Raw genomic sequence first — 19,833 nt, forward strand, 5'->3', positions numbered from 1 at the left:
CTGACGTACGTATCAAGGGAGTTCACGTGACAAACCACGGTCAGCTGTCGAGAAGGTCCCTGCTCGCCGCGGCGGGCTTCGCGGGCCTGGCCGCACTCACCGGCTGCGGCAGCGGCGACGACGGCGGCGACTCCAAGGACCTGTCGAAGAAGCAGGACGGCGCGATGAAGGACTACCGCGCCGGCGAGCGGTTCAAGGCCACCAAGGCGCTGTCGTTCTCCGTGCTGCACAACAACAACCCGGTGTACCCGACGAAGAAGGACTGGCTGTTCTGGAAGGAGGTCAGCAAGCGCACCGGCGTCACTCTCAAGCCGGTCGACGTGCCGCTGAGCGACTACGAGAAGAAGCGCAGCCTGCTGATCGGCTCGGGCGACGCGCCGTTCCTGATCCCGAAGACGTACCACCCTGCCGAGGTCGCGTTCGTGTCGTCGGGCGCGATCCTGCCGGTGAGCGAGTACGTGCGCCTGATGCCCAACTTCCGCGACAAGGTCAAGAAGTGGAAGCTGGAGCCGGAGCTGGATTCCTTCCGCCAGTCCGACGGCAAGTACTACCTGCTGCCCGGTCTGCACGAGAAGGTGAAGTCCGGCTACTCGCTGGCCTTCCGCACAGACGTCCTCGACAAGATCGGTGTGGAGCTCCCGGCGACGTGGGACGAGGTGTACGACGTCCTCAAGGCGGTCAAGGCCGAGTACCCGGACCGCTATCCGCTCTCCGACCGCTGGAGCACCAACACCGTCTATCCGGCGGGAGCGCTGGTCGGCTATCTGGGGCAGTCGTACGGGGTGAAGGCCGGCTGGACGTACGACAACGTCACCTTCGACACGAAGGCGAAGAGGTTCGTGTACACCGGCGCCACGGACGGCTTCCGCCAAGTGGTCGAGTATCTGCGGAAGTTGGTCGACGAGAAGCTCATCGACCCGGAGAGCTTCACGCAGACCGACGACGACGCGGTGAAGAAGCTCCTCAGCGAGAAGTCCTTCGCGATCAGCGCGAACCCGCAGGAGCTGGTCCAGAACTACCGCTTCAACCTGGAGAAGCAGGTCAAGGGCGCGAAGATCGAGATGGTCCCGGTGCCGCTCGGCCCGGCCGGCGAAGTCGTCCTGGGCGGCGCCCGCCTGGAGAACGGCGTGATGGTCTCCAGCGAGGCCCTCAAGAGCGACAACTTCGTCGCGATGATGCAGTTCCTGGACTGGCTCTGGTACTCGGACGAGGGCCAGGCCTTCTGCAAGTGGGGCGTCGAGGGCGTCACGTACACCAAGTCCGGGAGCACGTACGAGCTCAAGCCCGGCATCTCGCTCATGGGCTCCGACCCGAAGGCGCCGAAGGATCTGCAGAAGGACTACGGCTTCTTCAACGGCGTGTTCACGTACGGCGGCAGCTGGGATCTGGTGTCGTCTTCTTTCAGCCCGGACGAGAAGAAGTTCCAGGACGCGATGGCCACGCGTAAGCAACTGCCGATCGACCCGCCGCACCCGCTGCAGTCGGCGGAGCAGGAGCAGGCGACGCTGTGGGAGACGCCGCTCAAGGACCATATGAACCAGAACATGCTGAAGTTCGTACTCGGCAAGCGCCCGCTGTCCGAATGGGACTCCTACGTGGCGGAGGCGAAGGCGAAGAACAGCGACCGCCTCGCGGATCTGCACACCAAGGCCTACGAGCGGTACCAGAAGGAGAACGGGTGATCCACGTCCCTTCGGAGCCGGTCGGCCGGCTCGGCACCGCCTGGCGTGAGTGCGTCGGCACGGGCCGCATGGAACTCGCCCTGCGCCGCGACTACCAGGACTCCCTCACCCTGCTCCAGCGCGAGATCGACTTCCGGTACATCCGCGGGCACGGCCTGCTGAGCGACGGCATGGGCGTGTACCGGCCGTACGAGTGGCAGAGCGCGCGGCGGGTGCACCACGCGTTCACGTACGTCGACCAGGTCGTGGACGCGTACCTGGAACTCGGTATCCGTCCCTTCGTCGAACTCGGCTTCATGCCACGGGAGTTGGCGTCGGGCGAGCAGACGGTGTTCTGGTGGGGCGGTAACGTCACGCCGCCGTCCTCGCACCGGGAGTGGGCGGATCTGGTGCGCGCGACCGTGACCCACCTGGTGGACCGCTACGGCCTGGACGAGGTGCGCACCTGGCCGATCGAGGTGTGGAACGAGCCGGATCTCCCGGACTTCTGGGAGGGAGCGGACCAGGCGGCCTATCACCGTCTGTACGAGGTGTCGGCCCTGGCGGTGAAGGACGTCGACGCGTCGCTGCAGGTGGGCGGGCCCGCGCTGTCGCCGGGCGCCGACGAGGGATGGCTGGCACGGTTCGCCGAGTTCGTCGGGGGGCGTGGGCTGCCGGTCGACTTCGTGTCGCGGCACGCGTACACGTCGGGTCCGGCGCAGCAGGTGCCGTTCGGCAGGCATCAGACGCTGGCGCCCGCGGGGCGGCTCCTGGAGCAGTTCGCGGCGCCGAGGCAGGAGCTGAAGGGGACGCCCCTGTCCGAACTCCCGGTCCATATCACGGAGTTCAACTCGTCGTACCGCCCGGACAACCTCATCCACGACACGGCCTTTCATGCCGCGTACCTGGCGCCGGTGCTGGCCGGCGGCGGAGACCTCGTGGACTCCTTCTCGTACTGGACGTTCAGCGACATGTTCGAGGAGGTGGGGGTGCCGACGGCGCTGTTCCACGGCGGCTTCGGACTCCTGACGCACCGCCAGGTGAAGAAGCCCACGTACCACCTCTACGCCTTCATGGCCCGCATGGGCGACGAGGTGCTCGCGCGCGGCGAAGACCATCTGGTGACGCGGCACACGGACGGCCGGGTCACGGCGTTGGCGTGGGCGGCGCCCGGCGCGGACGGTCACACGGTGCACCTGTCCGTGCCGGTCGGCGGGGACGAGGTGTTCCTGCGCCGCTCCAGCGTGGACGAGGAGCGCGGCAACGCGTACACGGCGTGGCGACGGATGGGCAGCCCGCGCTCGCCGCGCGCGCACCAGCTGGACGTCCTGCACGAGGCGGCGGAGCCGGTTCGCTCCCATCTCCGGCTGCCTGTACGGGATTTCGCGGCGGTCGTCGAGATCGCCTTGGAGAAGAACGAGGTGACGCTGGTGGAGCTGGAGCCGGTGGCGGAGGAGGCTCCGCCGTGGTGGGACGAGGGGCGGCTGCTCGGGGGCGGCAATACGCGATGAGCACCGCCGCGACCCACTTCGGCGCAAGCCCGCTCTCTCGGGCCTGCGCGCTGGTCCACACACTCCTGACGGTCGAGGTGCTGCTCCTTGCCACGGTGGCGCCCGGCGGTGTGGGCCTGCTGTTCCTCAGCGGCGAACCGGGCAGCCTGCCGCTGGCTGCGCTGTGCCTGGTTCCGCTGGGGCCCGCCCTGACCGCCGCTCTGTACGCGCTTCACCACCGCAGCAGCGACCTGACAGAGCTGCGTCCGGCCCGCGCGTATCTGCACGCGCTGCGCATCAACTCCGCCGCCACACTGCGCATGTGGCTGCCGCTCCTGGCATGGCTGACGGTCATCGCATACAGCCTCACGCACTTCGCCGCGACCGGACTGCCCAGCTGGTGGGCGGCCCTGCTCGGGCTGATCGGAGTGGGCGTGGCGCTCTGGGGCGCCAACTCCCTTGTCCTGCTGGCTCTGTTCAGCTTCCGTACGGCGGACACAGCACGTCTCGCCGCGTACTTCATGCTGCGCCGGGGCGGAGCGACGGCCGGGGCGCTCAGCGCGCTGGTCGTCGCGGGCGCGGCCACGCTGTGGTTCACCGAGGCCCTGCCCCTGCTCCTCACCCCGCTGCTGCTGCTCTCGCTGCTGCGCACCAGCCGCCCGATGATCACCGAGACCCAGGAGGAGTTCACCGCATGAGCGGCGCCCCCGGCACCCCGAAGATCCCCTACGGCGGGGACTATAACCCCGAGCAGTGGCCCGAGGAGGTGTGGAGCGCGGACCACCGGCTGTTCACGCAGGCCGGGATCGACACACTCACGGTCGGCGTCTTCGCGTGGTCCCTGCTCCAACCCGCGCCGGACACCTACGACTTCACGTTCCTGGACCGGATTCTCGACCGGGCCGCGGCCGAGGCCCGCCGGGTCGTGCTCGGCACCGGGACGGCCGCGCTGCCGCCGTGGCTCGCGAAGGCCCACCCGGAAGTCAACCGCACCGACTTCGAAGGCCGCCGGCACGGCTACGGGCAACGCCACAACTTCTGCCCGAGCTCACCCGCGTACCGCCGCCTGTCCACGGCGCTCGCGGGCCGCCTCGCGCAGCGCTACGCCGACCACCCGGCGCTGCTCGCCTGGCATGTCAACAACGAGTACGGCGGCGCCTGTTACTGCGAGCTGTGCGCCGAGGCGTTCCGCGAGTGGCTGCGCGCACGGCACGGGACGCTGGACGCGCTCAACGACGCCTGGTGGACGACGTTCTGGTCGCACCGCTACACGGACTGGGCGGAGATCGAACCGCCGAGCGCGCTGACGGAGCACTGGCGCGGCCCCGACCACACGGCGTTCCAGGGCATCACGCTCGACTACCAGCGGTTCATGACGGACGCGCTGCTCGGCTGCTTCGTGGCGGAGAAGGAGGCGATCCGCGCCCACAGCAGGGACACGCCGGTGACGACCAACTTCATGGGTCTGTACCGCCCGTTGGACTACCACCGCTGGGCGCCGCACCTCGACTTCGCGTCCTGGGACAGCTATCCGCCGCTCGACGCGCCACCGTCCTGGCCGGCGCTCGCCCACGACCTGATGCGCGGCCTGAAGGACGGCGCCCCGTTCTGGCTGATGGAGCAGACGCCGTCGACGACGGCGTGCCGTGACGTCAACCCGCTGCGCAGGCCCGGGGAGTCGCGGCTCGCGAGCTGGCAGGCCGTGGCGCACGGCGCGGACGCGGTCCTCTACTTCCAGATGCGTGCGTCGCGCGGCGCGTGCGAGAAGTACCACGGTGCGGTGATCGGCCACGCTGGACGCCACGACACGCGCGTCTTCCATGAAGTAGCCCTGCTCGGCAGCGAGTTGGAGCGGCTGGGCAATGTGACGCTCGGAGCCCGCACCCCGGCCCGCACCGCGCTGCTCTTCGACTGGGACAGCTGGTGGGCGCTGGAGATCTCGGACGGCCCCTCGCGGCTGATGAAGTACATCGACGTGGTGCACGGCTACTACCGGGCGGCACGGGTGGCAGGCGCGGACGTGGACGTCGTCCCGGTGACCGCGGATCTGTCGGCGTACGACGTGGTCCTGGCCCCCGTCCTGCACCTGGTGAAGGGCGATGTGGCGGAGCGACTGGAGGCGGTGGCCGCGCGCGGCGGCACGGTCCTGACGACGTTCCTGTCCGGGCGCGGCGACGAGCACGACCGGGCGTTCCTGACGGACGTGCCGGGCCCGCTCGGCCGGCTGACCGGCGTGCGCGTGGACGAGTGGGACTCACGTCCGCCGGAGGTGACGAACCCGGTCGACCTGGACGGCCAGGAGGTGGCGTCCCGCCTGGTCTTCGAGATCGTCGTCCCCCAGGGTGCCGAGCTGGTCGGCGCGTACACCTCCGACTTCTACGCGGGCACGCCCGCGATCACCCGCAACCGTTTCGGCGACCGCGGCGGCGAGGGCTGGTACGTGGCGACGCATCTGGACGACGCCGGGACGGACCGGGTGGTGCGCCGGGTCCTGGACCGGCACGGTCTGGTCGGCCCGTACGCCGAACACACGGACGTGGAGACGTCGACCCGTGTCACGCCCGACGGAACGCACCTCTTGTTCCTCCTCAATCATGCGGCCACAGATGCCCAGTTGACGGCGCACACGGCCGCGACGGACCTCCTCTCGGGCCAGCACCACGAGAAGGGAGAGCCGCTCACTCTTGACCCGCTGGGCGTCGCCGTGCTGCGGATCGGGTGAGCCGGAGCCGGGGCGGGCAGCGCGCCCGGCTGCACGTAGGCATGTACCCGCCGTCGGCCCTCCAAGCCGCACTTCGCGCTCAGTGAATGTGCCGCCCCTTCTGGTCCGGCACCCCGGACTTGCGCAGGAAGTAGCTGTTCACCTGGTCCCGCCACTCGCGGGCGCAGCGCACCTGCTCCTCGTACCGCTCGGTCACCCGCGCATGCCGGGCGGGTGAAACCAGGTCCGCGAGGGAGGTCCACACCTGTCTCGCGGCCTCGGCCTCCTCAACGCCCTCGAAGTGTGTGTCGTAGATGTGCTGGATGACGGTCTTCCCGCTGCGCGGCACATGCTCGTACGGCACGTGGTGGAAGAAGAGGAGGAGTTCGTCGGGGCAGGTGTCGGGGGTCTCGTAGGTCTCGGACCACGGCTTCGCGTACTGGGCCGCGTACCCGGTTCCGGTGGCCCGGCTGCGGTCCACGCCGACGCCGTCGCGGTCGGCGAAGTGGTACGTGCCCCAGGGGCTGTACTCGTAGCCGTCGACGCTCGGACCGTAGTGGTGCCCGGGCTGCACCATGAATCCGACGCCGAGGGGTGCGGTGTACTTCTCGTACGTCGCCCAGGACCCGGCCAGCACGTCCCGCAGGCCGGCTCGGAGCCGTTCGGGGTCCGTGGTGCGGTCGGGGGTGAAGGTCAACTCCGTCCATTCGCCGAGAATTGGGGCTGGGGCGGCGTCCGGCTGCCAGGCGAGGCGGCCGAAGGCGTACAGGTTGAACTGGGCGAGAGGGTGTCCCGTCCAGTACGGGTCGTCGCCGACGTTCGACACCGCCACGAGGTCGTCCGCGAGCGCGCCCACCTCGGGGCCCTGGTCGCCCGCCGGCCGAAATCGCAGTACCTCGGACCACATCGGCGCGAGCGCGCACACATGCCGCTGCTGGCCGGTGTACTCCTGGGTGACCTGGAGTTCGACGGCGACGCGGGTGCGGGGCATGGCGCCGATGACCGGTGAGACGGGTTCGCGGACCTGGAAGTCCATCGGTCCGTGCTTGACCTGGAGGACCGCGTTGTCCCTGAACTGCCCGTCGAGCGGGGCGAAGTGGTCGTACGCGGCGCGTGCCCGGTCGGTGCTCCGGTCGCGCCAGTCCTGGCGGTGGTCGTAGACGAAGGCCCGCCAGTGGACGGTGCCACCGTGCGGGGCGAGTGCGTCGGCGAGCAGGTTGGCGCCGTCGGCGTGGCTGCGGCCGTAGGCGAAGGGGCCCGGCTGCCCTTCGGAGTCGGCTTTGACGACGAAGCCGCCGAAGTCGGGGATGGTCTCGTACACCTGGTCCACGGCCGCGCGCCACCACGCACGTACGCCCTCGTCCAGCGGGTCGGCGGTGTCAAGCCCGCCCAGGACGAGGGGCGCGGCGAAGCTGACGGAGAGGTGGGTGCGGATGCCGTACGCCCTCAACTCGCATGTAATGGCTGCCACTTCACCGATGCGGTCGGTGAGGAGGTGCGCCTCGGCCTCGTGGACGTTGACGTTGTTGACGCTGAGGGCGTTGATCCCGCAGGCCGCCAGCAGCCTCGCGTACGCCCGCACCCGCGCCAGGTCGCCGCGCGCCCGCCCGTCCTCCCAGAAGATCGATCCGCCCGCGTAGCCACGCTCGACCTGTCCCATGACGGGGTGGACCGCGACGTTGTCCCAGTGGTTGAGCATGCGCAGGGCGAGGGCGGGGCGGTGGGTCCGCGAGGGCGCGTCCGTGAACGCGGCCTCTCCCAGGCGTACGACCTCGAAGTAGCCGTAGAGCAGACCTGCCGGGTCGGCGGCCGTGACCGTGGTGCGGCCGCCCGCCCGCTCCAGGGTGAAGCCGTCCGGGCCTTCGTCGCCGGCCTTGTCCAGGCTCAGCAGCAGATCGCACACGCCGTCGTCGTTAACCTGCGCACCGCCGAACTGCGCGCAGGCGTACGTGACTTCGTCCCGGACCGTGTCGACGAGGGCGCCGTCACCCCGGACCCGGACCCGCCGCGAACCGAGCGCGCGCAGCGCCTCGTCGGGCAGCCATGCGGGGTCGACCCCGTTGCCGGCGACAAGCATGGACGGCCTTCCTGAGCGAACCTCCGACGTGCCGGACGCGACATGTCGGATGCGATTGTTCCGGCCCACGCCTCGGATTTGTCAATAGCCTTACCGAATAACTGATGCGCATGTCGCCTCCTGGGCGCCGCCTCCGTAGGCTTCGATGAGCTCCTTGCAGTCCGCGGGGCGCGCAGTCTGCAGGGTGCTTTCGGCGGCGTTCCAGTCCAGAGCCTGGCCGCCGTCCTGAGGCCGCGGCAGCAGCTCAGTGAGCCGGGTCAGCTCGGGAGTCATCTGTTGGGTCCTTTCGTCACCGCTTGCGGTTCCAGATGGTGAAGATGTTGGTTCCACCGCCGACGCTGCCGTGCGGACACATCTGGAAGCCGTTGTTGACGTGGCAGCGTCTGGCCACCCGCTGTCCGGCCCCGTCATTCCTGCGGTGGTGCATGAAGACCGGCCGGATGCCCCGCCTCACGCTGCCGCCCGCGGTCATCACTCAGGACTCGGAACCGCTGCACCAGCACCGCCGGCTCGCGATGCTCCGTCGGGTCCTCAGTGACAACTCCTTGGGCCCGCGGGCCCGGGTCGCCGCCGCGCTCGTTCTCCTCTATGCGCAACCCGTCACCCGCATCGTCCGCCTCACCATCGACGATGTCACCGACAACGAGGGCACCGTCACCGTCCAGTTGGGCGACCCGCCGTCCCCACTGCCGAAGCCGGTCGCCGACGTGATGCGGGCCTACATGCAGTCCCGCCAATACCTGCCCTGCGCCAGCAGCAGGAGCTCACGGTGGCTCTTCCCCGGCCGTCAGCCCGGGCAGCCGATGACCCCGGTCAGCCTCCAAGTTTACTTGCGGAAGATCGGCGTCCCGCCGCAGCGTGGCAGGACCTCCGCGATCCGCCAACTTGTCCTCCAAGCGCCGGTCCCCGTCATCGCGAAGGCGCTCGGTCACCACGACAAGACAGCCACACGGCTGGTCACCGAAGCAGGCGGAACCTGAAGCCGATACGCCCCCGGCGACCACGCTCGGTGACGCCGAGGCCGACCTCGCCCAGAAATACGCGACACCTCAGCAGGTGAGCCCACCAGTGCCGGGCCCGGGATGGACGTCCCCCCGGGCCGTGGCCCCCTCCCTGTTCTCATCAGGAGCTGCCATGAGCATGTCCCGCCGTACCCTCCTGCTCGCCGGAGGAACCGCCGCCACCCTGCTGCCTCTCGGAGGCATCCTCCCCGCAGCACAGGCCGCCGCCCTGAGCACCACCGGAGCGCCCCCGCCGCCACTCCGATTCCCGACCCGATCCCCGTCACCTGGACCCGCACCTCCGACGGCGGCCAGACGGCGACCGCCGGCCGTCGCGGGCCCGCCCTCGCCCTGTCCGAGAAGCAACTCGCGGCCAAGGGCACGTACGCGGCCTGCGTCACGCCCCAATCCTCTTCCGCCGTAGGCGCGTTGGTACCCGGGCCGCCCCCGACGGCTCGACCGGATACGCGGTCGCCCTCGACCCCGGCCGCTCCCGCATACGGCTCTACGACCTGGCCGGCGGCGACACACTCGCCACCGCTCCACTTCCGGGCGCGCAGGCCGGAAAGCCCTACGACCTCGAAGTGGCGGTCGACGGACCCGAGGTGACGGTGCAAGTCGACGGCAAGCGGCTTCTCCACACCGAGGACCACCGCCACGACACCGGATCGGTGGGCCTGCTCGCCCAGGGCGGCAAGGTCACCTTCGGCCCGCCCTCCCTCTCCTCGGTCACCACCAACCTCACTGGCTGGACGACGAGGCCACTGGGCTGGCGCGCGGCCCCAACCCGGGGAGCCACCGCCCGCGCCCTCACCACGACCAAGACGTACGACACCGCGTTCCAGGCCGACCTGCTCCTGCACGACGCTTCCGGACGGTGCCCAGGCCGCGGCGGACAGCACCCGCTCCAGCACCTGCCTCGGGACGGGCCGGTCGGTGAACCCGCGCACCGCCCGTCGGCTCGTGACCGCCTCATAGACATCCAAGATCATCTACCTCCCTCATCTGCTCCATGTGTCTACTCATTGACAATCCCGGACCGTGAAATGCGACAAGGCACCTGAAACCTCATCAGCGACAGCCGTACCGGGATGCATCCCGCAAGGTGACCACGCGGTGAGCAACGCGCCCGGAAAGACCCCTCGGCCCACCGGCACCGGCGCAACGAAAAGACTGCCGGGCTGGGACGGGACACGGGGGAGGCGGTGATGTCAGGAGAGCCAGTCGGCGTAGCCGGTGGCGGCGAGGTGGGCGTCCTTGTCCGTGAGGACGTCACCCTTGACGACGGCGAACATGCCGGCAGTGGGGTCGGTGACGACGGTGCGTTGGTCGCCCTTGTGGGACAGGGTGATCCGGCCCAGCTCGTCCAGGGTGAAGATCTCGGGGCCGGCGATGTTGCGGATGCCGTTCAGCGGGGCGCCCGCGGCGACCTCCGCCACCGCGGCTGCCACGTCCTTGGAGGCGATCGGCTGGATCGGCGTGGCGGGCAGCCGGACGGTGTCGGCGTCGGCGGTCCAGGACAGGACGGCGCCCATGAACTCCATGAACTGCGTCGCCCGGACGATCGAGTAGGGGATCGCCCCGGCCGCGAGGAGGTTCTCCTGGAGCGCCTTGGCCCGGTAGTAGTCCAGCTCCGGCACCTGGTCCGTGCCGACGATCGAGAGGATGACGAAGTGGCCGACGCCGCCTTTGCGGGCCGCGGCCAGAAGGTTGTCCATCGAGGTCTGAAAGAAGGCCGGGGAGGCTTCGTCGAAGGTGGGGGAGTTCGTCAGGTTGACGACGACGTCGGCTCCTGCCACTGCCTCGTCCAGTCCCTGGCCGGTGATGACGTCGATGCCGGTGGACTTCGAGTGCGGTACCGCCTCGTGCCCGGCGGCGGTCAGGTTCTTGACGACCTGCGACCCGATGAGTCCGGTACCACCGATGACTGCGATCTTCATGGCATGCCTTTCATGGAGGTTATGTGCGGAATATGGCATATGAACAGCTACGTGGATGGGGCAAGAGACGGCGCTTCGATCAGTCGCGGAGGGGCGCCGTCACAAGCCGTCGGCGAACGTGACGGTCTCATCGAGCGGCGCCCGGCCTATACGGGCGTCACGTGCGGTGACGTCCTCGAACCCGATCGACATGCCACAGAAGAGGACGAGCTCTTCCGGTGGTGACAGGACCTCCGCGACGGTCCTGTGGAACTTCGCCCATGCCATCTGCGGACAGCTGTGCAGCCCTTCGGCGCGCAGCAGAAGCATGACGGTCTGCAGATACATGCCGACGTCGGACCATTGGGCCGGGCCCATGGTGCGGTCGATGTAGCAGAACAGGCCGGCGGGCGCGCCGAAACAGTCCCAGTTCGCGGCAGCGGCCCTCTGACGCGCCTCCAGGTCCTCGCGCGGAATGCCGAGTGCGCCGTAGCGCTGCTCACCGAAGGCGGACCGCCGCTCGCGGTAGGGCGACTTCAGCGCGGGCGGGTACATCTCGTACTCCGGCTCGTCCCAGGGGTCGCCTGAGGCCAGGCGCTCTCCGGCGCGCTTCTTGATCTCGGCCAGTGGCATACCGGTCACCACGTACACACGCCATGGCTGGATGTTCGATCCGGACGGCGCCCAGGCCGCCGCGGACAGAACGCGCTCCAGCGTCTCCCTCGGGACAGGGCGGTCGGTGAACTCGCGCACCGCCCGTCGGCTCGCGACCGCCTCGTAGATGTCCATGATCGCCCGCCTCCCTCTTACTCAACGGATCTACCTTCGTTACGCTAAAGACAGTATCACTCAATACCGTATTGTGTGAAACTATCTCCATACCGACCCTCAGCCCTTGGTTCCCCGCCTCGGGCGCTGCACCTTGGAGAAAGTCCATGGCCACGCTGCTGCACATCGACTCGTCCGTTTTCCCTGGCGAGGCGTCCTCGTCCCGTTCGGTCACGGCTGCCTTCCGCAAGGCCTGGGAGGAGCAGCACCCGCAGGGCACGGTGGTCTACCGCGACCTCGCCGCCGACCCGGTCCCGCACATCACCGCCGACGCCTGGTCCGCCGGTTACGCCGCCCCGTCCGAGCGCACCCCGGAGCAGTCCGCCGCGTTCGCCGCGCGCGTGCAGCTCATCGAGGAGCTGGAGCAGGCGGACGCCGTCCTGATCGGTGCCCCCATGTACAACTTCTCGATCCCCTCGACCCTCAAGGCGTGGCTGGACAGCGTGCTCCTGCTCGGCCGCACCGCCGGCGAGACCCCCTCCGCCCAGGGCACCCCCGTCATCGTCGTCGCCAGCCGCGGCGGCTCCTACGCGCCGGGCACCCCGCGCGAGGGCTACGACTTCGTACAGAACTACCTGGAGGCCGTCCTCAAGGGAACCCTCGGCCTGGACCTCGACTTCATCGTCCCGGAACTCACCATGGCCCCCCGCAACCCGGCCATGTCCGAACTGATACCCCTCTACGAGGCGTCCCGCCGGAGCGCCTTCGAGGAGGCGACCACCAAGGCCAAGGAACTCGCGGAACGTCTCGCCGCGTAACCCTCCCGGCCCGAAGACGCCGTGTGACGCCTCACTCCGGGACGTCACACGGCGCCGGGACCTCACACGGCGCCCTCGTCACTGGCACCCCCCCCCGACGGTGCCAGTGACGCCCTGCACCCGGGAGGCAGGCAGCCCGGCACTGCGGGCGGCCGGAGGTTCGGCCCGTCAGCGGGGCTCACATCGAGACGACGGTGATGCCGGGCGACGGGTGAAGAGCACACCGGCCAGGTACGCGGCGGTCAGCCACGCTCACAATCCCCGTCGGCAACGGAGCCCTGACCGGTCGCCGGGCCGACGCGCAGCGACCAGCCCTCAAGGCCGGATTCGCGGTGGAGCCGCCCGAAACCCAGAGCGCCGACGCGGCCGGCAACGGGTGCGCCGGCGCGCCTACGCCCCGTCGTCCGCGGGATGGGCAAGCCGGGTCAGCAGATCCGTCAGCTGTTCGGGCTCACCGCGCCCCAGTTCGGCAACCAGACGCTCAGCCAGCGGCTCCGCGGCCACGTGGGCGGCATCGAAGAGCTCCAGCCCCTGAGGCGTGAGCTCCACCGCCCGGACCCGCCGGTCCCCCGCAACGGCCTTGCGTACAGCAAGACCTTTGCGCTCCAGGTCGTCCACAATGCGCATGATCCCGGCCTTGTCCGACCCCGTCGCCGCCGCCAGATCCCGCTGCACCGTGGGCCCGTGATTGACCAGCTCGATCAGCACCGCGAAATGCCGCAACTCGATGCCGAGCGGCCGAAGCGCCTCCCCCATCACCGCGGCCGCACGCCAGTGCGCCCGGCGCAGCAGCAGGCCGAGAGCGAAGGGCGAGGGATCCCCAGGACGGTCAGTCGCACGCGAGGCGGTGGTGTGGTCAGGAACGTCGGCGGCCATGAAACCCAGACTACTTCATTCAATACAGTATTGTTTGAAACTAAATGCGCCCACGGGACGGCTACGGGATACCGCCTGCGTCAGCACGAGAAGAACGGCATCTCGTGAGACCAGGCATCCGCCGTCCTGCGTTCCCCGCCGCGCCCCCTCCGACCTCGCTGCCCCATCCACGACCTGGAAACATGCAGCTATTTCCAGCCGTCCAGCGAAACTTCGGGGCGGCCGGCAAGGTGGAGCGCACCGGCGGAAGGCCCAGGCCGAGAGCAAGAAGAAGGCCCAGCGAAAGAAGCCCGAGAAGTAGGACCGAGCCCCCTCCGCTCACGCATCGCTCACGCAAGCACTTCCACGGCAGGGACTGTCCAATCAACGGCTCTGTCTCACTTTCGGTGGTGACGGAGGGTGTCACTATCCGAGGAGAATGCGGTGGCGGAGGAGGGTGAAGTCTGCTCTGCCGTACATCTGCCGTGCGCGTTCGGGGTGACGTCGTCGACCAGGCGGCCGGCACCGGACGTCGAGGCTCCGCCAACCTCACCCCGTCTCCGCCGTTGATGTCTCGCGATGCCTCCCACACGCCTTGCCGCCAACCAGCAACAGCACAACCGCGGGGCAGGCCAGCCACCAGTGCCAATGCCGAACCGCTGTCAGCAACCAGACTCCGGCCGCCAACACGATGGCGATGTCCGGCACGATCGCGTCCCAGCGGCGCCGCAGCACCGACGTGACCAGGAAGAGCACCGCACAGACCTCGAACACAATGGGAAGCCAGAGATAGAGGGTCACCCAGCGATCGTCGAGGATGACGTAGAGGGGCGGCAAGACATCAACTGAGTCCGTGCCCCTCTCGTGCTCTCAGCCCTCTACAGGAAGAGCCAAACCGTCCCGGCAGCGAGCATCGCAGACCAGAGCTCGGCGGACGCCGCTCACGCGCTGACCGAACGGCCGCTGACGCTGCTGAACGACGGCCGACCGACGCCTTGCCCACCAGCCGCCGCACCTTGGCCGGGGCCGGCGGCTCGACGAAGTCGTTGCGGCAGCGGGCCACCACCGCCTCCGCCAGCCGCTCCTGGTCCTCCTCCGTGCCCGCCCGGAACCCGAACGCTTTACGGATCTCCTTGCGGTGGCGCTTGATCCGGTCGCCCTGCCGTCGTACGCCGCCCACTGCTCCGCCGGCACCTTCACCTGCATGGGCCACGTAACCCACCGCGGCAGCCGGGACTTCCCTGCCGGCCTCCGGGAATCGGGCCTCCACCTCGAAGAACTTCAGCAGCATCGCGAAGCCCAGCCGGTTCGCCCCGGACTTGTTCCGCAATCGCTTCATGTCGTCTTCGAGCAGTGTCCGGACCTCGATGAGGTCCTCCGGCTCCCAGTCCTGCCGCACCCGTGCGCTCCTCGCTCCAAATCAGATGATCACCACATCGTGGCCACCTGCCGGTGAAAGCGAAGCCAAGGCTTGCCTGGGTGTATTGCCCTGAGGCGTTGTTTGCGCGGCTGATGGGGGATCACGTGATGTTGCCCCACACGGAGTCCGGCGAACTCACGGACACTGAGCACGAGCTGCTGTGCCGGGAGAACACGGCCCGGTGAGGGGCTCGTACGCATCTGCCGTACGGGGGAACACACACCGGGCGCCAGCCTCGAGCGCACGGCCCCGGGCCAGCCGGTCGTGACAATCGCGATCATGACATCGATGACGGAGACCATCCGCCAGGCCCTGCAGACTGCTCTGGCCAGCCGACAGACGGTGAGCATCCGCGGCTCCCTGCTCGAGATGCTGGAAAGGGCTCCCTCCAAGGCAGAGATCTCGGCAGCCACCACGGCGGCCCGAAGGATCGCCGAGGACGGGGACGCGGTTCTCATCTCCCTGCTTCCCGACCAGGCCGGCGCCGACGCCTACGTGCCTGCAGGCCGTGGGGCCAGGGCGCGCGCGTCGAACTACCTGACCATGGACGAGAAGATCATCAAGGACTTGCCCTGCCGCGTCAGGTTCGCCACGGAGAAGTGGGACGCGGTCATCGACGAAGGCATGCAGCTCACCCAACAGAAGATCGAAAGCGACCCGCGCCTGTCGGCGTTCCTGCCCGGCTGGAAGGCCGAACCGCGTGCCGAGACGCGGGCCCGCCTCATCGCGGAGGCAGCAGGAGCCAAGTGAACTGCACGGCCCCTCCGCGAGGGCGCCTTGGAGTGCGACCGGGCACGTCAGTGACAGGTCCGGGGCCACCCTGCGCGAGCGGTGCTGCTCTGGGCGAAGTGGCGCCGGGGATGCGGGCGTCAGGTGGCGGTGGGCCAGGTCCGTAGCAACGCGGCGATCTTCCCGGCGGTGCAGGCAGGGTCGAGAAGCAGGTCCTTGAGGCCGACGGCATCCTCGCGCGCGGGCTTGACGGGAATCCCGGCGGCTTCGAGGTACATGACGCCGGTGGCTGCGGCGACGGCCAGGTTGGAGCGCTCCAGCCAGCGGCACCGGCCCAGGCTGTGCACCAGGGCGGCGGCTTTGGCGTAGGGGCCGTCGTAGACGGGCTGCTCGAACAGCTCGGCCCGGTGACGGGCGACCGCCGATACAGGAACGCCATAGTCGTCGGGGGCCGGATCGTTCACTCCGGCGGCCTCGGCGACCTGCAGGATCCACGGAACGTCGATGTGCAGATCCATCAGGCCGCGCGCGCTCCGCGAACTGTCTCCTGGGCCTCTTCGGCGTCGTCAAAGACCGCTTGATGCTCGTTCAGGAAGCGGGCGGCCGCATCCACCGCACGGGCGCGCAGGCCGCTGACATCGTCCTGAACCAGCCTGGCGAGGTAGTCCCCAATACTCAGTCCCAGGTCGGAGGCACGCCTCTTCGCAAGTTCCGCAACGTCCTCATCCACGCGCGCGCCCAGCTGTGTCTTCGCCATACCCGCATGGTAACAGCTGTTACCACGATGTGAGGCCTCAGCCGCTGAGGCGGTCGGCAAACGCTCTGCCCCGGCCTTGCACCCGGCACTGGCAACCGGGGCCCTCCGCCGCCCGGCACCACCGGATCCGGCCGATGAGCGTCGGCTCCCGGCGCAGACAGCCGGGACGCGGACGGCCTGTTCGACGGTGAGGCGCGCCATCTGCAGGACTGGGCGAACCGGTACGCGCACTCGGGGAAGGCCATGCGCGAGGGCGGTCCTGTCGACATGGAACGCTTCCTGCGCGGCCTGGCCCGCCTGGAGGCCGGGCTGACCGACTGCGAGACCGCGTGGTCTTTCTGCCGCCATCAAGCAGTCCCCCTCACACAGCTTCACACCGTGCAGATGTGAGTGGTGCGGGACGACGCCGATGCCAAACACTCCGGCTCCGAAGGCGAGTTGCCGTCCGGTGGACTGGTCGATGGCCTCCGGCATGGACAAGCACAGAGACGCGCACGCTGTTCAGGCCCCGGTCCGGCGCAGCCACTCCTCTTCCTCGCCTGGTTCGGGCAGCACGTGCCCACCCTCGACAGCGGACCGTGCAGGGCCGTCCTGCAGTACCACCATGGTCTGGCTCTCGTCGACGCCGGAGATCCGGGCGATCGCTGAGGACAGCTCCAGGGCCAGTCGGGTCGCCTCCTTCTGCGGGTGGCCTCGCCGCACCCATCCAGTGAGGATCAGCGGCTTCGCCGACTGCCCGCCTGCGAAGACGCTGTCCGTAGGCAGCTCGGAGAACACCACGTTGACGTAGGCCGGTGGCACGTGGCTGATGTCCACGTGAATCCGGGTGATCTCGGCTGCCAGCAGGGCCTTCACCTCGCTGGTCAGCGACCCCTGGGTGGTAGTGCACGTGTAGATGGGCATGATGTCTCCTCAACTGCCTTGTGTTCACGGCTGGCTGGCGGCCGGGCCCTGAGCAGACAGTGATCGTTGACGCGCTTCGAGCCGGGTTTTCGCGTCGTAACGGGCAGGAGATTCGTTTCGATCGGGTCAGCGAGCCGTTGTCGGTCCTGTTCGGACCGGAAGGATTCCTCTGATCTGCACCGTTGCTTGGGCTTCTGGCCCCCTGGGTGTTGAGCTGGTCGTGTAGTTCGCTGGGGGCTCCGTCAAAAGCCTTTGCGCACACCCCCGTCGATCGACAGCATCACGCCCGTCAGGTACGACGCGGCCGGCGAGAGCAGGAAGGCGGCGCTGCGGCCGAACTCGTCCGGCGCGCCGTAACGGCGCAGGGGGACGTCGGCGGTGGCGCGCTCGCGGGCGGCGTCAGCGTCGCCGGTCCGTGCGTTGAGTTCGTGTACGCGGTCGGTTTCGATGTGGGCGGGCACGAGGCCGACGACGCGGATGCCCCTCGGGCCCAGCTCGTTCGCGAGGTTCTTGGCATATCCGGCCAGGCCCGGCCGCAGGGCGTTGGAGATCGCGAGGTCGGGGATCGGCTCGTACACGGAGCTGGAGAGGACGAAGCCGATGGCGCCTCCCTCGCCCAGCTCCGCCGCCACCGCGCGGGACAGCCGCACCGCGCCGAGGAAGACCGACTCGAAGGCGGTGCGCCACTGATCGTCATCGATGGTGTCCGACGTGCCTGCCGAGGGCCCGCCGACGCTGATGAGCACCCCGTCGAGCCGCTTGAAGGCATCATGTGCCGAGGCGATCAGCCGGTCTGGAGTGTCGGTCTCGGCGTTGTCGGCCACGACGCCGACCGCCTGCCCGGGGCCGCCGAGCTCCGCCTGTGCAGCGGCGACTGACTTCTCACTGCGGCCGCTGACGACCACCCGCGCACCGTCCGCCACCAACTCGCGCGCCGCGGCCATGCCCAGCCCCCGGGTGCCACCGGTGACTATGTACACCCGGTCCTTCAGTCCGAAGTCCATGATTGCTGTCCTCTCTCCGCTCTTCTCTCTTCGACCGTGCGAGCCTCGCGGCCTACAACATCGCCTTCTGGGGCTGCGTGGCGACCACGATGACGGTGGTGGTGCCGGCGGTCAGGGCCGACTTGAACTCCCGCTCCAGGTCCTCGGCGGTCTCCACGTCGACGGCGCGGCATCCGAAGCCGCGGGCGACGGAGGCGATGTCGAGCCCCGGCAGGTCCAGCCCCGGTACGCCCGGGGTCTCCTCCAGCACCGCGAAGGACTTGAGGATGGAGTACTCCTGGTTGCGCATGACCACATACACGATCGGGAGGTTGTGCTGGGCCGCCGTGTAGACGGCCTGCACGGAGTACTGGAAGGAACCGTCGCCGATCAGGCCGACCACCGGCCGTTCGACGCCCCTGTCCCGATCGCCCAGCGCGACCCCCACCGCGGCCGGGGTGCCCCATCCGATGCCCCCACTTGCCGTGGCGAAGAACGATCCGGACCTGACCGTCGGGAGCCACTCGATCTGCTGGGCCATAGTGGAGGTCGATTCGTTGACGATGACCGCGTCGGGCGGCCGGACTTTACTCAGGGTGGCGTAGACCTCCGGCGGGGTCATAGGGCTGTTCGGCTCCTGCGGCAGCTCCCGGCGCCGCGGCATCGGCTCCGGAGCAGTCCGCGCCGATCCGTCCCCGACCATGTCCAGGAGCAGCTCGATCGCCGTCCCGGGATCGCCCAGGAGGCTGTCACCCGTACGCGCCGCGGCGGCGACGTCCGGATTACCGGTGATGTGCAGAAGCCCGGTGCCTTCGGGGAGGTAGTCGCCGGGTACGTAGGGGTAGTACCGGAACACCTCCGCGCCGATCACAACCACCAGGTCGTGCCCGGTCAGCCGGTCGCTGACGGTCTTCACCGACATCCCCAGCGGGCCGCCGAAGAGGGGATGGTCCTCGGGGAAGGACGCACGGTCCAGCAGCGGGGCGCCGTAGACGGCCGCGCGCAGCTTCTCCGCGAGGGCGACGGCCGCGTCCCACCCGCCGCTGCGGTCGACCTCCGGCCCAAAGACCAACGCGGGACGCCGGCTTGCGGAGATGCGCTCGGCGAAGCCGCGGAGCCGCTCCCTGTCCGGGGCGAAGCGGTCGCTCACCGTCCGCACCCGCGTGAAGCCGGCCAGGGGCCGCTTCCAGTCGTCCATGGGAATCGACAGGTAGACCGGTCCCGTCGGCGGCTGCAGCGCCTGCGCATAGGCCCGCATGAACGCCTCGGGGACGTCCTCGGCGCGGGCCGGTTCGTAGGACCACTTCACCCATGGTTTGGGCAGCGTGGTTGCCTCGCGGTTGCCGAGGTACGGGTCCCCGATGACCAGTTCCCGGTGCTGCTGGCCGGAGGTGATGATCAGGGGCGTGCTCCCGTGGTAGGCCGCCACCAGGTTGCCCATCGCGTTTCCCATCCCGGCCGAGGAGTGCAGGTTGACCAGCGCGGGGCGGCCGGTGACCTGGGCGAAGGTGTCGGCCATCGCGATGACGGACGCCTCCTGCAGCGCCAGGACGTAGGTGAAGTCCTCGGGGAATTCCTGCAGGAACGGCTGCTCGGTGGAGCCGGGGTTCCCGAAGACCGTAGTGAGGTTCAGGGTCCGCAGCAGGTCATAGGTCACGCTGCGGACTGTGGACTTCTCAGACATGGTTACTACCGACTTTCTAGCTGGGGAGGCCGGACGCCGTCTTCGGCGTCGTGATGCCTTCTTCGAC

The 19,833-nt window shown here is 69.1% G+C and carries 18 protein-coding genes and 1 pseudogene; 7 read left to right on the plus strand and 12 right to left on the minus strand.

All coding sequences use genetic code 11. From position 1 onward, the window contains the following. Positions 1 to 26: 26 nt before the first annotated feature. The 4 genes from OHA58_RS01395 to OHA58_RS01410 are packed head-to-tail and all read left to right on the plus strand — an operon-like array spanning position 27 to position 5,873. Positions 27 to 1,682: an extracellular solute-binding protein gene (locus tag OHA58_RS01395; protein WP_405475441.1), complete on the plus strand. Its 1,656-nt coding sequence runs from the start codon at positions 27 to 29 to the stop codon at positions 1,680 to 1,682. After that, positions 1,679 to 3,172 (plus strand): GH39 family glycosyl hydrolase, encoded by a 1,494-nt coding sequence (locus OHA58_RS01400; protein WP_405475443.1) that lies wholly within the window; start codon positions 1,679 to 1,681, stop codon positions 3,170 to 3,172. The genes OHA58_RS01395 and OHA58_RS01400 overlap by 4 nt, the downstream gene beginning before the upstream one ends. Beyond that, a complete protein-coding gene (locus tag OHA58_RS01405) occupies positions 3,169 to 3,849 on the plus strand; it encodes a hypothetical protein (RefSeq protein WP_405475445.1) in 681 nt (226 codons plus the stop codon). The genes OHA58_RS01400 and OHA58_RS01405 overlap by 4 nt, the downstream gene beginning before the upstream one ends. Next, on the plus strand, positions 3,846 to 5,873 hold the full coding sequence (locus OHA58_RS01410; RefSeq protein WP_405475448.1) for a beta-galactosidase: 2,028 nt from the start codon (positions 3,846 to 3,848) through the stop codon (positions 5,871 to 5,873). Before OHA58_RS01405 ends, OHA58_RS01410 begins: the two co-directional genes overlap by 4 nt. 79 nt (positions 5,874 to 5,952) lie before the next feature. On the opposite strand, the gene OHA58_RS01415 is transcribed toward OHA58_RS01410, so the two are convergent. After that, positions 5,953 to 7,929, minus strand: a complete 1,977-nt coding sequence (locus tag OHA58_RS01415; protein ID WP_405475451.1) for an alpha-glucuronidase — start codon at positions 7,927 to 7,929, stop codon at positions 5,953 to 5,955. A gap of 425 nt (positions 7,930 to 8,354) precedes the next feature. Here OHA58_RS01415 and OHA58_RS01420 point away from each other — a divergent pair, with 425 nt between their 5' ends. Next, a complete protein-coding gene (locus tag OHA58_RS01420; RefSeq protein WP_405475453.1) occupies positions 8,355 to 8,909 on the plus strand; it encodes a hypothetical protein in 555 nt (184 codons plus the stop codon). An 878-nt stretch (positions 8,910 to 9,787) separates the two neighbouring features. On the opposite strand, the pseudogene OHA58_RS01425 reads toward OHA58_RS01420, so the two are convergent. From OHA58_RS01425 to OHA58_RS01435, 3 genes and pseudogenes are all read right to left on the minus strand, one after another. Continuing rightward, positions 9,788 to 9,916, minus strand: a pseudogene (locus tag OHA58_RS01425) (nitroreductase family protein); the annotation flags it as partial. 225 nt (positions 9,917 to 10,141) lie between these two features. Beyond that, on the minus strand, positions 10,142 to 10,870 hold the full coding sequence (locus tag OHA58_RS01430) for an SDR family oxidoreductase (protein WP_405475456.1): 729 nt from the start codon (positions 10,868 to 10,870) through the stop codon (positions 10,142 to 10,144). Between the two features lie 99 nt (positions 10,871 to 10,969). Further along, the gene (locus OHA58_RS01435; RefSeq protein WP_405475458.1) at positions 10,970 to 11,638 is read right to left on the minus strand and encodes a nitroreductase; all 669 of its coding nucleotides are present in this window, start codon (positions 11,636 to 11,638) and stop codon (positions 10,970 to 10,972) included. Between the two features lie 146 nt (positions 11,639 to 11,784). On the opposite strand from OHA58_RS01435, the gene OHA58_RS01440 reads away from it, so the two are divergent. Continuing rightward, entirely contained in the window at positions 11,785 to 12,435 is a 651-nt protein-coding gene (locus OHA58_RS01440; protein ID WP_405475461.1) for an FMN-dependent NADH-azoreductase, read from the plus strand. A 390-nt stretch (positions 12,436 to 12,825) separates the two neighbouring features. On the opposite strand, the gene OHA58_RS01445 is transcribed toward OHA58_RS01440, so the two are convergent. The 3 genes from OHA58_RS01445 to OHA58_RS01455 all read right to left on the minus strand — a co-directional run bounded on the left by OHA58_RS01445 (position 12,826) and on the right by OHA58_RS01455 (position 14,689). Next, the gene (locus OHA58_RS01445) at positions 12,826 to 13,311 is read right to left on the minus strand and encodes a MarR family winged helix-turn-helix transcriptional regulator (RefSeq protein WP_405475464.1); all 486 of its coding nucleotides are present in this window, start codon (positions 13,309 to 13,311) and stop codon (positions 12,826 to 12,828) included. Positions 13,312 to 13,839: 528 nt separating this feature from the next. Beyond that, on the minus strand, positions 13,840 to 14,091 hold the full coding sequence (locus tag OHA58_RS01450) for a hypothetical protein (RefSeq protein ID WP_405475467.1): 252 nt from the start codon (positions 14,089 to 14,091) through the stop codon (positions 13,840 to 13,842). Positions 14,092 to 14,131: 40 nt separating this feature from the next. Continuing rightward, on the minus strand, positions 14,132 to 14,689 hold the full coding sequence (locus tag OHA58_RS01455) for a DUF4158 domain-containing protein (RefSeq protein ID WP_405475468.1): 558 nt from the start codon (positions 14,687 to 14,689) through the stop codon (positions 14,132 to 14,134). A 300-nt stretch (positions 14,690 to 14,989) separates the two neighbouring features. Here OHA58_RS01455 and OHA58_RS01460 point away from each other — a divergent pair, with 300 nt between their 5' ends. After that, positions 14,990 to 15,460, plus strand: a complete 471-nt coding sequence (locus tag OHA58_RS01460; RefSeq protein WP_405475470.1) for a hypothetical protein — start codon at positions 14,990 to 14,992, stop codon at positions 15,458 to 15,460. 119 nt (positions 15,461 to 15,579) lie between these two features. On the opposite strand, the gene OHA58_RS01465 is transcribed toward OHA58_RS01460, so the two are convergent. The 5 genes from OHA58_RS01465 to mdlC all read right to left on the minus strand — a co-directional run bounded on the left by OHA58_RS01465 (position 15,580) and on the right by mdlC (position 19,739). Next, positions 15,580 to 15,957 (minus strand): fic family toxin-antitoxin system, toxin component, encoded by a 378-nt coding sequence (locus tag OHA58_RS01465; RefSeq protein WP_399981565.1) that lies wholly within the window; start codon positions 15,955 to 15,957, stop codon positions 15,580 to 15,582. Continuing rightward, complete coding sequence (locus OHA58_RS01470) at positions 15,957 to 16,196, minus strand: hypothetical protein (protein WP_405475474.1); 240 nt, start codon at positions 16,194 to 16,196, stop codon at positions 15,957 to 15,959. The genes OHA58_RS01465 and OHA58_RS01470 overlap by 1 nt, the downstream gene beginning before the upstream one ends. Before the next feature lie 501 nt (positions 16,197 to 16,697). Further along, a complete protein-coding gene (locus OHA58_RS01475; RefSeq protein ID WP_405475477.1) occupies positions 16,698 to 17,099 on the minus strand; it encodes a tautomerase family protein in 402 nt (133 codons plus the stop codon). Positions 17,100 to 17,341: 242 nt separating this feature from the next. Continuing rightward, entirely contained in the window at positions 17,342 to 18,103 is a 762-nt protein-coding gene (locus OHA58_RS01480; protein ID WP_405475480.1) for an SDR family oxidoreductase, read from the minus strand. Positions 18,104 to 18,155: 52 nt separating this feature from the next. Continuing rightward, the gene (gene mdlC, locus OHA58_RS01485) at positions 18,156 to 19,739 is read right to left on the minus strand and encodes a benzoylformate decarboxylase (protein WP_405475482.1); all 1,584 of its coding nucleotides are present in this window, start codon (positions 19,737 to 19,739) and stop codon (positions 18,156 to 18,158) included. Positions 19,740 to 19,833 lie beyond the last annotated feature (94 nt).

The sequence above is a fragment of the Streptomyces sp. NBC_00009 genome (assembly GCF_045040855.1).
GTDB lineage: Bacteria > Actinomycetota > Actinomycetes > Streptomycetales > Streptomycetaceae > Streptomyces > Streptomyces aureus.